This is a genomic window from Flavobacterium sp. (assembly GCF_044368995.1).
In the GTDB taxonomy this organism is placed as follows: Bacteria; Bacteroidota; Bacteroidia; order Flavobacteriales; family Flavobacteriaceae; genus Flavobacterium.
In genome coordinates, this window is sequence record NZ_JBIPMS010000044.1 from 1 (window position 1) to 12,168 (window position 12,168).

The following is a 12,168-nucleotide window of genomic DNA, read 5'->3' on the forward strand; positions in this document are numbered from 1 at the left end:
AGCTTGGTAATAACTTCTTGTCTTTTAGTGGTGTTTTCTATATATTTTACTGTAAATAATTGAAATGCTTTTGTCAGTAATGCAGCTGTTTTAGTCGCTTCAATCTCTTTATATGCTTGAATAATTTCAGCAACAAAATCGCCGCTTTCATTGTTAAAAAAATAGTGCAAACCACCTTCATTCATTGCAGCTTCAAAAATATCCACAAGTACGAATGTTTTTTCGGCGTGGTTTAAATCTGTTTTTAGCTTTTTATCCCAAATATGGGTGCCAACAGCTTCTATTATAGCTATTTCATCTTCAAATTGTAATACGGTTTCAATATTTTGCATGTAATGATTTTATTTTTTATTTGTTTTGAAATTAGTTTAATACTTCTTAATCCCTTATTTTCTTAAAAAGTTCTAATAAATATTTGGCACCTACAAAAGGAGATATTTCGTGTTGTACTACTTGTTTTTTTACGGATTCTACTTGTTTGATAATTTCCGGATGTTGGTAAAAGCTATTTTTCAGTTGTTCGTTTATAGTTTCCATCATCCAATATTGGTTTTGTGCTTCTCGGTGGCCATTAAAATAACCAGATGCTTTTGTTTGAGAAATATATTCTAAAATAATCGAATACACTTCTGAAATACCATCCGAAGTGATTGAGCTGCAAGTAGTGACTTTTGGTTGCCACTCCGAATCTTTAATAGGAAACAAATGCAAAGACCGGTTAAATTCTATTTGCGCCATTTTTGCCTTTTGGATGTTGTCGCCATCAGCTTTGTTAATTACCACTGCATCAGCCATTTCCATAATACCGCGCTTTATACCTTGTAACTCATCTCCGGCTCCCGAAATTTTCAAAAGTAAAAAGAAATCTACCATACTATGTACAGCAGTTTCACTTTGTCCTACACCAACAGTTTCAATTATAATAGTATCAAATCCGCAAGCTTCACATAAAATAATCGCTTCTCGAGTTTTTCGGGCTACACCACCTAAACTTTCACCAGAAGCACTTGGTCGTATAAATGCAAGTTCATCTTTTACCAATTCTTCCATTCGGGTTTTGTCTCCCAAAATACTACCGTGACTCAGTGTGCTGCTTGGATCAACAGCTAAAACTGCAACTTTTTTCCCAATGTTGGTTAGGTGTTTTCCAAACGCTTCTATAAAAGTACTTTTTCCTACACCAGGAACACCTGTAATACCAATTCGAACTGATTGATTCGCAAAGGGCAAACAACCATTAATGACTTCATTAGCTTTTTCAAAATGGATAGGATTGGTGCTTTCAATTAAGGTAATGGCTCTACTCAAAGCCACTTTGTCGCCTAAAATAATTTTTTCAATCAATTCTGCCGCACTAATTTTTAGCTTTCTAAACGCTTGAATATGCTTTGCTACCTGAGAACTTAGTATTTCAGGTTTTATTATTCCGTCTTTTTCGGAAAGTGCAGATATTTTATTATTTTTACTCAATTAAAATTGCTTTGTGTAAAAGTAATAATTTTTTTTAAATGAAGCCATTCCTGCTATCCGCTATATCTTAAATTTTACTCTTTAACAAGTAAAAATTAAGGATACCGCTCCTATCAGGGCTAGGGCATTAGTTTTCAAAAGAAGTAAATTTCATAATCAAATAAATAAAAGCCACAAATTCAAAAATATAAGTAAATGTCAAACATAATTTATAAATCTGAAAGTTATAAAATAATGGGTATTATGTTTGATATTCATTCAAATTTAGGGAAAGGATTTTCTGAAATTGTTTATAAAGATGCAATTGAATACGAATTAGAAAAATCTTTGATTTTTTTCGAAAGAGAGAAAGAATATAATGTTAAATATAAAGATATATTTTTGAAACATAAATTTTATGCAGATTTTGTGTTATTTGATAAAATCATTTTAGAAGTAAAATGTTGTAATTCTATTTCTGATTCGCACATTGCGCAAGCAATGAATTATTTGAAAGTTTCAGCCAATAAATTAGCAATAATTGTAAATTTTAATAATAATTCTTTAGAATACAAAAGAATTGTTTTGTAACATTTGTTAAATTCTAAATATGCAAAGTAAATAAAACATTAATATAAAATAATTTGTTGCAAATAAAGCTTTGCCACGAATTGACAAATTTAAATTTACAATATAAATTACATTTGTTCCTATTTAGTGAATTTTTTTTTTCGAATTAAAAAAAATAATAATTTGTGAATTTGTGGCAAAAATATAAAAACCTATTAAAACTATGAATTTCAATACAGAAGCTTATCAAAAATTAACCGCTATTGTAGGTGAAAATTTTATTTTTACGGATGCAGAAACACTTTTGAATTTTGGTCATGATGAAACCGAAGATTTGTCTTTTCCGCCACAAGTTGTAATTAAACCCGCTAATGCACAAGAAATTTCAGAAATTTTAATTATTGCCAATCAATATAAAATTCCAACTACTCCAATAGGTGCTAGAACAGGATTAAGCGGTGGTGCATTATCTGTTTTTGGAGGAATTGGTTTGTCACTTGAGCGATTAAATAAAATTATAGAGATTGACGAAAATAATTTGCAAGTCACTACTGAACCAGCAGTAATTACTCAAGTTTTACGAGATGCAGTTACACAAAAAAACCTATTTTATCCTGTAGACCCAAGTAGTATGGGAAGTTGTTGGATTGGCGGCAACGTTGCCGAAAATGCTGGTGGCGCACGTGCTGTGAAATATGGCGTAACAAAAGATTATGTATTGAATTTAGAAGTGGTATTACCAACGGGTGCTATTATTTGGACAGGTGCCAATACGTTAAAAAATTCAACTGGTTATAATCTAACCCAATTAATGGTGGGAAGTGAAGGAACTTTGGGAATTGTAACCAAAATTGTTTTAAAACTAATACCGCAAAATACACATAATGTGTTGTTATTGGTCCCTTTTTATAAAGCTTCTCAAGCTTGTGAAGCCGTTTCTGCTATATTTAGAGCTGGAATTGTACCCAGTGCCTTAGAATTTATGGAGCGCGATGCCATAGATTGGTCGGTTACCTATTTAGATGGCATTTCTGTTGATGTAAAACCAGAACATCAAGCCCATTTACTAATTGAAGTAGATGGTAATTACCCTGAAATTTTAATGCAAGAAGCAGAAAAAATATTGGAAGTGGTAGAACAATTTGAAATCGATGAAGTATTATTTGCAGATACAGAAGATCAAAAAAATGCCCTTTGGAAAATGCGAAGAGGTGTAGCTGAAGCTGTAAAGGCAAATTCAATTTATAAAGAAGAAGACACAGTGGTACCGCGTTATGAGTTGCCAAAATTATTAAAAGGAATTAAGGAAATTGGTTCAAAATACGGATTTCAATCAGTTTGTTATGGACATGCTGGTGATGGAAATTTACACGTAAACATTATCAAAGGCACAATGACTGATGACAATTGGAAAACAGAAGTTCCAAAAGGAATTCGAGAAATTTTTGCATTGACAGTATCTCTAAAAGGTACGTTATCTGGAGAACACGGCATTGGATTGGTACAAAAAAACTATATGAATATTGCTTTTAAGAAGGAACATCTGGAAATTATGGAACGCATAAAAGCAGTTTTTGACCCTAATAATATTTTAAATCCAGGGAAAATTTTCCCAGATGAATTGTAAAAGGGTTTTATTTTTTTAGATATCCTAACAAAACAGGATCTGCGTTTTTAAACGTATTATCCATTTCTGTTACTGTTGCAATGCGTTTTTTGTTAAGTTTTATCAAAATATCTTTTTCTGTGGTAAATAAAATCACCGTTAAAAACGGATTGTTGAGGTATTGACTTAAAAGCATAACTACATCTTCAATAGGCTTTATTTCTATAATTTCTTCAGATAGATATCTAAAAGTAATATTAAATTTTAAAGTTTCATTCTCTACAATCGTTCGGAAATATATATTTGTTAACTCGGTTTTTCCAACGGTTTTTCCCAAAGTCAACTTGGCAAAAGTGCCATTTGCTAAACTGGTTTTTAAATGTTCAAATATTACATTTATCTGCTCGGAATAGATCATTTGTTTTTTTGTAAAAGTACTAAAAGTTTAGTACAAAAAAAGTCCTCAATTATTGCTAATTCAGGACGGGTTATTTAATCTCGTTTCGGATTGTTTTTTTTATCGCGCTTTTCTTCTTTTTTTTCCTTAGCGGTTTTCAAAGGTTCCTTTTTTTGAACCTTTTTTGCGTCTTGACTTTTAGCCATGGGTGTCTAATTTAAGAATTACTTCACATTATTTGTTTTGTAAATATAACTTTTTTTCTGAAATGCATCAAGTTTAAATTAGGTTTTACTTGTATTGTTGAAAAAAAATAAAACAATAATTTATTAATCTTTCAATTTTGTCTAAAATTATTCAAATAGACTATATTTGCACCTCAAAAATCCAAACTTACAAACATGGGACTAATTAAGATATTTTCTGGAAAAGCAATAATTGCTTCAAAATTACAAGCCGTTGTTGAAGCTGAAAATGTAATCGTGATACAACGAGAAAACAAACAAAATTCAGGAAATACAGCCATAATTGAATTGTTTATTGAAGAAGACAATTTTATGAAAGTAAGAGATGTTATTGAAGATTTTAAAATGAATATGTAATTGTGGTAACTAGTGATTAGTAAATAGTGAAAAGTTTTATATAATTTACAAATCCTCTAACCCATTACCCAAAACCTTACACCCTAAAAAATGATTACAGTAAATGATATCGCCGTTGAATTTGGCGGAACCACACTTTTTAGCGATGTTACTTTCGCCATAAATGAAAATGATAAAATTGCCCTTATGGGTAAAAATGGCGCTGGAAAATCAACTCTTTTGAAAATTGTGGCAGGAGAAAATAAAGCTACACGTGGTAGTATTTCAGCTCCAAGCGATGCAGTAATTGCCTATTTGCCCCAACATTTGTTGACTTCGGACAATTGTACAGTTATGGAAGAAGCCTCTAAAGCATTTGCTGAGGTTTTAAACATGAAAAAAGAAATTGACGACATAAATGAGCAATTAACTATTAGAACGGATTATGAGAGTGATGTGTACATGAAATTAATTGAACGCGTTTCTGAACTTTCTGAAAAATTTTATGCCATTGAAGAAGTAAATTATGAAGCTGAAGTAGAGAAAGTATTAAAAGGTTTAGGTTTTGAACGAGAAGATTTTACTCGTTTAACAAAAGAATTTTCAGGTGGTTGGAGAATGCGTATTGAATTGGCTAAAATTTTATTAAAAAAACCAGATTTAATTTTGTTAGATGAGCCAACCAATCATATGGATATCGAAAGTATTCAGTGGTTAGAAGATTTTTTGATTAATTCGGCAAAAGCGGTAATGGTAATTTCCCATGATAAAACATTTGTAGACAATATTACAAATCGTACTATTGAAGTGACAATGGGTAAAATTTACGATTATAAAGCTGTTTATTCTGAATATTTAGAATTGCGAAAAGACAGAAGAATTCACCAACAAAAAGCGTTTGACGAGCAACAAAAATTCATTGCAGACAATCAAGTATTTATTGATCGTTTTCGAGGCACATTTTCTAAGACAGATGCAGTACAATCTCGCGTTAGAATGTTAGAAAAAATTGTTCCAATAGAAGTAGACGAACTAGATACCTCTGCCTTAAAATTAAAATTTCCGCCATCGCCACGTTCTGGACAATATCCATTGGTAGTAGAAGGTTTATCGAAAAAATATGGCGACCATGTAGTATTTAAAGATGCCCAAATGGTTATTGAAAGAGGACAGAAAGTAGCTTTTGTTGGAAAAAATGGAGAAGGAAAATCTACCATGATAAAAGCCATAATGAATGAAATTGATTTTGAGGGAAAATTAGAAGTGGGACATAATTCTCAGATTGGTTATTTTGCTCAAAATCAGGCGTCATTATTAGATGGTGAAATGACAATTTTTGAAACTATAGACCAAATTGCTGTAGGCGATGTTCGTACGAAAATTAAAGATTTATTAGGGGCTTTTATGTTCAAAGGTGATGATATTCAAAAGAAAGTAAAAGTACTTTCTGGAGGTGAAAAAACACGTTTGGCCATGATTAAATTATTATTAGAACCCGTAAATGTTTTGATTTTAGATGAACCAACGAATCATTTAGATATGAAAACAAAAGATATTATCAAAGATGCTTTACGCGATTTTGATGGCACATTAATTTTAGTTTCTCATGACCGTGACTTCTTGGATGGTTTAGCCACAAAAGTTTTTGAATTTGGTAATACACGCGTCAAAGAACATTTCGAAGACATCAAAGGGTTCTTAGCGTTTAAGAAAATGGAAAGTTTGAAAGAAATTGAAAAATAAAACTAAATTAGAAACAATAAAAAAGCTCCTTTGGGGGCTTTTTTTATGCGTTTTTGTAATGTTTAAACGGAAATAATAACATCCCAAAACATTCGCCTTGGTTTTTTCCAACGTGTTTGTGGTGCATTTTATGTGCACGTCTTAAGGCACGAGCATATTTGTTGTTGGCGTTTCTAAAAAGTCTAAATCGTTGGTGAATAAAGATATCGTGTACAAAGAAATAAGTTAAACCATAGGTAAAAATACCCAAACCAATTGCCAATCCGGATGCTAAAATTTTGTTTTGCCATAAGTAGAAAAAAAACATACTTACTACAGCATAAAATATAAAAAAAGCATCATTTCTTTCAAACCAAGAATCATGGTCTTTTTTATGATGGTCAGCGTGTAAACTCCAAAGGAATCCATGCATAATAAATTTATGTGAAAACCACGCCATAAATTCCATTATAAAAAATGTTAGAAGAAACACTACAATATACAACCACATAATTTTTGTTTAAAAGTTTTACAGTTAACTAACAATTTTTCATAATTAATCGGTTAAAGTAAATTTAATCTATATTTTACATAACAACGGGCTAAAAGCTCGGCTTTTTCGTAATCAGGCACTCTAATTCGTGTATTTTTTATTTCTGTTGAAGGAGTTGTTTTCAATCTTTTCAATAAACGTTTATAGTATCTGTAGGCTGTATAAACCCCAAACTTAGCTTCAATTGGTAATCGTAAAATGCCTTCGTATGCCATTTTAAAATCTGCTTCAATATCATCAATAATTTCTTTTTTTGAAGTTTCTGTTAGCTTATTCAAATCGGTATTTGGAAAATAAGTACGATTTAATCCTTCAAAATCAGCTTTTAAATCTCTCAAGAAATTCACTTTCTGAAAAGCAGAACCTAATTTCATAGCAGATTCTTTTAGCTCTTCATATTTTTTTTCATCACCATTCACAAAAACCATCAAACACATTAATCCAACTACATCAGCACTCCCATAAATATATTCGTGATATTCTTCAGTGGTTTTGTATTCTTGTTTTACTAAATCAAGTTTCATACTTTTCATGAAAGCACCAATTAAATCATGACTAATATTGTATTTGTTTACAGTATGTTGGAAGGAATTTAAAATAGGATTTAAACTAATTTTGTCCTGAATTGCATCTTCTAATTCTTTTTCAAATTTTTCAAACAAAAGTTCTTTATTATAGTCATGGAAACTATCCACTATTTCATCTGCAAATCTAACAAAACCATAAATGTTATAAATATCTTGTCTAATTGATGGTGCTAACATCTTTACAGCAGAAGAAAATGAGGTGCTATATGCTTTAGTAACTTTAACACTACAAGCAAATGAAACGGTATCAAATAATGCCTTCATATTATTGGTATTTTTTTATTAATTGAGAAACTAACTTACCTGATATTAATGCTGGTGGAACACCTGGTCCAGGTACGGTTAATTGCCCCGTAAAATATAAATTTTTAACTTTTTTGCTTTTTAATTTAGGTCGTAAAACGGCAGTTTGCAAAAGCGTATTTGCCATTCCGTATGCATTTCCTTTATAGGAATTGTATTCTGACTTAAAATCTTTAACACAGAAAGATTTTTTAAAGATAATATTTTTTCTAACACTTTGTTTTGTAATGTGTTCAAAACGACAAATTATTTTTTCAAAATATAATTCTCTTAATTCTTCAGTATCTTCTAAATTAGGTGCAATTGGGATTAAAAAAAAGCCATTTTCACAACCCTCTGGAGCGGTTTCTTTATTTGTTATAGACGTAAAATTTGCATAAAACAATGGATCTGATGGCCATTCTGGATTATCATAAATTTCTACAGCATGCTTTTCAAAATCAGAATCAAAAAATAAATTATGATGACAAACATTTTCTAATTTTTTATCAAAACCTACATAAAATAATAGGGAAGAAGGAGCAAATGTTTTTTTGTTCCAATACGCTTCAGAATATTGTCTGTTTTTAGCAGGTAATAGTGTTTCGGTATGATGGTAGTCAGCTCCAGAAAGTAATACATCAGCTTTAAATATTTCATTATTTATTTCAATACCAGTTGCAATATTATTTTCTACAATGATTTTCGAAATTGAACTATTTGTATGATATGAAACACCTAATTCAGTACCCATTTTTACCATTGCTTGTACAACATCATAAAAACCGTTTTTTGGTTGCCATGTTCCTAAACCAAAATCGGCATAATTCATAAAGCTATAAAAAGAGGGTGTATCTGAAGGTTTTGCTCCTAAAAACAATACCGGAAATTCTAAAATTTGTTGTAAGTTTTTGTTTTTTATTTTCTTACGAACATCTCTTTTGATGTTTGAAAAAAATTGGTCTATTTTTAATGCGGTTTGTGGTGTAATTAATTCTAAAATACTTTCACCTGGTCGGTACACTAAATCTTTGATTGCTATGTCGTAATTGTTTTTTGCGTTGTCAATAAATTCTTTTAATTTTTTACCACTTCCTTTTTCTATTTTTTCGAAATCGGAAATAATAATATTTAAATCATCAGAAACATCAAAATGCGTATCATTTTCAAAAAACACTCTGTATCCTGGCGATAATTTTTCTAAGCTATAATAATCAGAAGGTTTTTTATTAAAATCAGCAAAAAAACTTTCAAAAACATCTGGCATCCAGTACCATGAAGGCCCCATGTCAAATGTAAATCCTTTTGAAAAAAATTGTTGTGCCCGCCCACCTAAACTTGAGTTTTTTTCGAATACAGTTACATTATTACCTTCCTTAGCCAAGTAACAAGCCGCTGCTAAAGATGAAAATCCAGATCCTAAAATATGTATTGTTTTTGGCATCTATTTTAATTAAATTTTTTTAATTTATAATGTAAATAAAAAATCTTTTATATTCTCGATAGATTTTATATTCTTAGGAAGTGCTGTTTTGTCTAATGTTTGTGCTTTTCTACCAAAAATAAAAAGTTCGTTTAAATTGTCTTTTAATATGGTGTTTTTAAAAACTTGAATGTAATTTTCAATTTCACTTTCATTTGGTTCAACCGTTAAGTAAGTGATATATGTTATTTTCTTGAAATGATTATTTAATTCCAATAAATTTTCAATAGGTAAACTTCTTCCTAAATATATCGAATGATGACCTTTTGTTACTATTTCATGATGTAAAAATAAAAGACCTAAATCATGAATTTCATTAAAGGGTAAGTATAAAATATAAGTTTGATCAGAAACGCAATTTTGTTTAATTTGATATTTCTCAATTTCAATTAATATTTTTTGTTTAATCAGGTGAGAAATAAAATGCTCGTGAGCAGGAGTTATAGTGTTAGTAGTCCATAAAACGCCAATTTCTTCTAATAGAGGAATAAATGTTTCGAAAAATACGGCACTAAAACTTTTCTGACTAAGTAATTCATTGTAAGTTTTTACAAAAAGCGGTTGATCAAAATTTAACATTGCCATTTTAAAACTGCTTATCACATGATTATTAACAGTTTTTTCGGTTTGAATTTTAACTAAAAATTTTTCAATTTCAGTTTGATTCAGCTTTGAAATTTTAGAAATTTTGTAACCAAAATTAGTTAACAAAACAACATTTAAAAGTTTTTGTAGATTTTTTAAATCATATAATCTAATATTAGTATCAGTTCGCATGGGCTCAAGTAAATTATACCTTTTTTCCCAAATACGAATAGTATGAGCTTTAATTCCCGATAGGTTTTCAAGGTCTTTAATACTGAATGTAGATTTTATGTTGTTCATATTTTATTTAAAAAGTTTAAACAAAAGTACATAAAAATTAGTAACTATAGCTATAAAAATAAAAAAATCCTAAAAAACAAAGTTATTAAAGTGGCCACAATGGGATTCGAACCCATACGCCTTGAAGCACCACCCCCTCAAGATGGCGAGTCTACCAATTTCTCCACATGGCCAAAAATAAAAAAGAAGCTAAGCTGGCGCTTAACTTCTTTTTGTGACCCCGCTGGGATTCGAACCCAGGACCCCTACATTAAAAGTGTAATGCTCTACCAGCTGAGCTACAGAGTCGTAGCAATGAAGTTGTAATTTTTTAAATTTTGAAAATATTTTTGTGACCCCGCTGGGATTCGAACCCAGGACCCCTACATTAAAAGTGTAATGCTCTACCAGCTGAGCTACAGAGTCTAAAAACTATTTCTTCATTGCGGGTGCAAATATATGATGATTTATTTATTTCGCAATAGCTTTTTTGTAATAATTTAATATTTTTTTAATATTTAATTATAACCCCTTAATTAAGAAGTGTTTGATTCATTTTTGGTTAAAATTTCATTATTTTATTATACTTTTATACCGTAAAATTGCAACATAAATATGAAAATAATTCTTATTGGCTATATGGCTTCTGGAAAAACAACTATTGGGAGAATAATTTCAGAGTTGTTGGAATTGCCTTTTTATGATTTAGATTTTATTATTGAACAAGAAATAAAGGCATCGATAAGTGAAATTTTTGAACAAAAAGGGGAACTTTTCTTTAGAAAAAAAGAAAGAGAAGTTTTGGAATCATTTTTAAAAAAAACAGATAATTATGTTTTGGCTTTAGGTGGTGGTACACCATGTTATTATGATAATTTTGATTTATATCAAATAGAGGATATTAAAAGTTTTTATTTGAAAGCGTCTGTTAGTACAATATCGGAACGCTTGAAATTTCAAAAAAATACTAGACCAATTTTAACTAATTTAAATGATGAAGCGCTAAATGAATTTGTTGCAAAACATTTATTTGAACGCAATTATTTTTACAATCAAGTGCAAACAGTTATTTCTGTTGACAATAAAAATGAGCAGGAAATTGTTTCAGAAATTCTGTCTAAATTAACTTAAATAAACATAAGAATTTTGTTCTTCAAAAACTACTTGTACATGTTCTTGTAATGAAGTAGATAATGACAATCCTTTAAAATCAGCTTTTACCGGATATTTTTTATGATTTCTATCAATCAAAACGGCCGTTTTAAATTTATTTAAGGGTACGTTTAAGAAATGTTTAATGGCATAAATTAAGGTCGCACCTGAATTTAATACATCATCAACTAAAACTAAATTTTTATTTGCATAAGCTGCTTCAGGTAAAGAAGTAGTAATGCTATCCGTAGGATTTTGTTTGTTTATTTGTACTTCGCAAAGCGTAATTTTTATATCACTTATAGTTTGTAATTGTTTGGCAATTTTTTGTGCAAAAACAAACCCACTATTTGAAATTCCTGCTATAACCAATTCAGAATCATTAGCAAATGTTTCGTATACTTGGTAAGCAATACGTTTTGTTTTGTGTTCTATTTCTTTATGAGTTAAAATTATGTGTTGCATGGTTTATTTTTTTTCAAATGTAAAAAACAATTCTTTATTTGCACGTGGTTTTATCGAATTATATGTAACCGGAATTAAAATATAATAATTTTTGTCTGTCAATTGATCAAAATATTCTTTCAAGGGTAACAAAACTTAACCTATGTCCCAATATTCTTTATTTGTTACCATTTTTTATTCCGTGTAATCGTCAATATCTCTTCTGTCTTTTTTGGTAGGTCTTCCTTCTCCTTTTGCTCTGTAATGTTCTTTCGCAAGTTTAATTATTTCTAGATGTTCAAAGGTTTCGGGCGGTGTTTCATCTTTTCTATATAAATCTACAATTTTGGCGGCTACTCTACTAGGCGGAATGTCTAAAACTTTAATAATGTAGTTTATTTGGTCTCTTCTAAGCGTAATTTTGTCTAAAGGAAACACATCTCTGGATGCTTTTGCTTTTACATTATTTACAGAAACA

Annotated in this window: 14 protein-coding genes and 3 tRNA genes; 5 read left to right on the forward strand and 12 right to left on the reverse strand. The window is 30.0% G+C overall.

The genetic code is table 11. The annotated features are described in order from the left end of the window. Together ACIQ2I_RS04740 and meaB are read right to left on the reverse strand one after the other, a co-directional pair. A partial coding sequence (locus ACIQ2I_RS04740; RefSeq protein WP_396181285.1) for a DUF4375 domain-containing protein occupies positions 1–332 on the reverse strand: 332 nt, incomplete at its 3' end. Between the two features lie 46 nt (positions 333–378). Then, entirely contained in the window at positions 379–1,470 is a 1,092-nt protein-coding gene (gene meaB, locus ACIQ2I_RS04745; RefSeq protein WP_396181286.1) for a methylmalonyl Co-A mutase-associated GTPase MeaB, read from the reverse strand. A 195-nt stretch (positions 1,471–1,665) separates the two neighbouring features. Between meaB and ACIQ2I_RS04750 the strand changes: the two genes are divergently transcribed. Both ACIQ2I_RS04750 and ACIQ2I_RS04755 read left to right on the forward strand, forming a co-directional pair. Then, positions 1,666–2,040, forward strand: a complete 375-nt coding sequence (locus ACIQ2I_RS04750) for a GxxExxY protein (RefSeq protein ID WP_353078573.1) — start codon at positions 1,666–1,668, stop codon at positions 2,038–2,040. A gap of 202 nt (positions 2,041–2,242) precedes the next feature. Next, a complete protein-coding gene (locus tag ACIQ2I_RS04755; protein ID WP_396181287.1) occupies positions 2,243–3,646 on the forward strand; it encodes an FAD-binding oxidoreductase in 1,404 nt (467 codons plus the stop codon). A gap of 7 nt (positions 3,647–3,653) precedes the next feature. On the opposite strand, the gene ACIQ2I_RS04760 is transcribed toward ACIQ2I_RS04755, so the two are convergent. Beyond that, positions 3,654–4,043 (reverse strand): hypothetical protein, encoded by a 390-nt coding sequence (locus ACIQ2I_RS04760; RefSeq protein ID WP_396181289.1) that lies wholly within the window; start codon positions 4,041–4,043, stop codon positions 3,654–3,656. A gap of 380 nt (positions 4,044–4,423) precedes the next feature. Here ACIQ2I_RS04760 and ACIQ2I_RS04765 point away from each other — a divergent pair, with 380 nt between their 5' ends. Together ACIQ2I_RS04765 and ACIQ2I_RS04770 are read left to right on the forward strand one after the other, a co-directional pair. After that, positions 4,424–4,624: a hypothetical protein gene (locus ACIQ2I_RS04765; RefSeq protein WP_396181290.1), complete on the forward strand. Its 201-nt coding sequence runs from the start codon at positions 4,424–4,426 to the stop codon at positions 4,622–4,624. A 90-nt stretch (positions 4,625–4,714) separates the two neighbouring features. Then, positions 4,715–6,346 (forward strand): ABC-F family ATP-binding cassette domain-containing protein, encoded by a 1,632-nt coding sequence (locus tag ACIQ2I_RS04770; RefSeq protein WP_396181291.1) that lies wholly within the window; start codon positions 4,715–4,717, stop codon positions 6,344–6,346. 43 nt (positions 6,347–6,389) lie between these two features. Here ACIQ2I_RS04770 and ACIQ2I_RS04775 read toward each other — a convergent pair whose 3' ends face one another. The 7 genes from ACIQ2I_RS04775 to ACIQ2I_RS04805 all read right to left on the reverse strand — a co-directional run bounded on the left by ACIQ2I_RS04775 (position 6,390) and on the right by ACIQ2I_RS04805 (position 10,520). Next, positions 6,390–6,836, reverse strand: coding sequence for a sterol desaturase family protein (locus ACIQ2I_RS04775; RefSeq protein WP_396181292.1), 447 nt, complete (start codon positions 6,834–6,836; stop codon positions 6,390–6,392). A gap of 53 nt (positions 6,837–6,889) precedes the next feature. Continuing rightward, the gene (locus tag ACIQ2I_RS04780; protein WP_396181293.1) at positions 6,890–7,729 is read right to left on the reverse strand and encodes a phytoene/squalene synthase family protein; all 840 of its coding nucleotides are present in this window, start codon (positions 7,727–7,729) and stop codon (positions 6,890–6,892) included. A gap of 1 nt (position 7,730) precedes the next feature. Beyond that, on the reverse strand, positions 7,731–9,191 hold the full coding sequence (locus ACIQ2I_RS04785; protein ID WP_396181294.1) for a phytoene desaturase family protein: 1,461 nt from the start codon (positions 9,189–9,191) through the stop codon (positions 7,731–7,733). Between the two features lie 24 nt (positions 9,192–9,215). Continuing rightward, entirely contained in the window at positions 9,216–10,115 is a 900-nt protein-coding gene (locus ACIQ2I_RS04790) for a MerR family transcriptional regulator (protein ID WP_396181295.1), read from the reverse strand. A 91-nt stretch (positions 10,116–10,206) separates the two neighbouring features. Then, positions 10,207–10,288, reverse strand: a tRNA-Leu gene (locus ACIQ2I_RS04795). 42 nt (positions 10,289–10,330) lie between these two features. After that, positions 10,331–10,403: transfer RNA gene (locus ACIQ2I_RS04800), tRNA-Lys, on the reverse strand. Between the two features lie 44 nt (positions 10,404–10,447). Continuing rightward, positions 10,448–10,520 (reverse strand) — tRNA-Lys (locus tag ACIQ2I_RS04805). A gap of 189 nt (positions 10,521–10,709) precedes the next feature. Between ACIQ2I_RS04805 and ACIQ2I_RS04810 the strand changes: the two genes are divergently transcribed. Continuing rightward, positions 10,710–11,225, forward strand: a complete 516-nt coding sequence (locus ACIQ2I_RS04810; RefSeq protein WP_396181296.1) for a shikimate kinase — start codon at positions 10,710–10,712, stop codon at positions 11,223–11,225. Here ACIQ2I_RS04810 and ACIQ2I_RS04815 read toward each other — a convergent pair. Then, positions 11,217–11,711, reverse strand: coding sequence for a phosphoribosyltransferase family protein (locus tag ACIQ2I_RS04815; RefSeq protein WP_396181297.1), 495 nt, complete (start codon positions 11,709–11,711; stop codon positions 11,217–11,219). The genes ACIQ2I_RS04810 and ACIQ2I_RS04815 overlap by 9 nt on opposite strands. A gap of 174 nt (positions 11,712–11,885) precedes the next feature. Beyond that, positions 11,886–12,168, reverse strand: a 283-nt coding sequence (locus ACIQ2I_RS04820; protein WP_396181298.1) for an RNA-binding S4 domain-containing protein, incomplete at its 5' end; no start/stop codon positions are given.

What these genes read in the sequence shown, in the direction of transcription:
- ACIQ2I_RS04760 (WP_396181289.1), bottom strand. Translation starts at nt 4,043, where the DNA reads ATGATCTATTCCGAGCAGATAAATGTAATATTTGAACATTTAAAAACC.
- ACIQ2I_RS04775 (WP_396181292.1), bottom strand. Translation starts at nt 6,836, where the DNA reads ATGTGGTTGTATATTGTAGTGTTTCTTCTAACATTTTTTATAATGGAA.
- ACIQ2I_RS04780 (WP_396181293.1), bottom strand. Translation starts at nt 7,729, where the DNA reads ATGAAGGCATTATTTGATACCGTTTCATTTGCTTGTAGTGTTAAAGTT.
- ACIQ2I_RS04810 (WP_396181296.1), top strand. Translation starts at nt 10,710, where the DNA reads ATGAAAATAATTCTTATTGGCTATATGGCTTCTGGAAAAACAACTATT.
- ACIQ2I_RS04785 (WP_396181294.1), bottom strand. Translation starts at nt 9,191, where the DNA reads ATGCCAAAAACAATACATATTTTAGGATCTGGATTTTCATCTTTAGCA.
- ACIQ2I_RS04770 (WP_396181291.1), top strand. Translation starts at nt 4,715, where the DNA reads ATGATTACAGTAAATGATATCGCCGTTGAATTTGGCGGAACCACACTT.
- ACIQ2I_RS04755 (WP_396181287.1), top strand. Translation starts at nt 2,243, where the DNA reads ATGAATTTCAATACAGAAGCTTATCAAAAATTAACCGCTATTGTAGGT.
- ACIQ2I_RS04815 (WP_396181297.1), bottom strand. Translation starts at nt 11,711, where the DNA reads ATGCAACACATAATTTTAACTCATAAAGAAATAGAACACAAAACAAAA.
- ACIQ2I_RS04790 (WP_396181295.1), bottom strand. Translation starts at nt 10,115, where the DNA reads ATGAACAACATAAAATCTACATTCAGTATTAAAGACCTTGAAAACCTA.
- ACIQ2I_RS04750 (WP_353078573.1), top strand. Translation starts at nt 1,666, where the DNA reads ATGTCAAACATAATTTATAAATCTGAAAGTTATAAAATAATGGGTATT.
- ACIQ2I_RS04765 (WP_396181290.1), top strand. Translation starts at nt 4,424, where the DNA reads ATGGGACTAATTAAGATATTTTCTGGAAAAGCAATAATTGCTTCAAAA.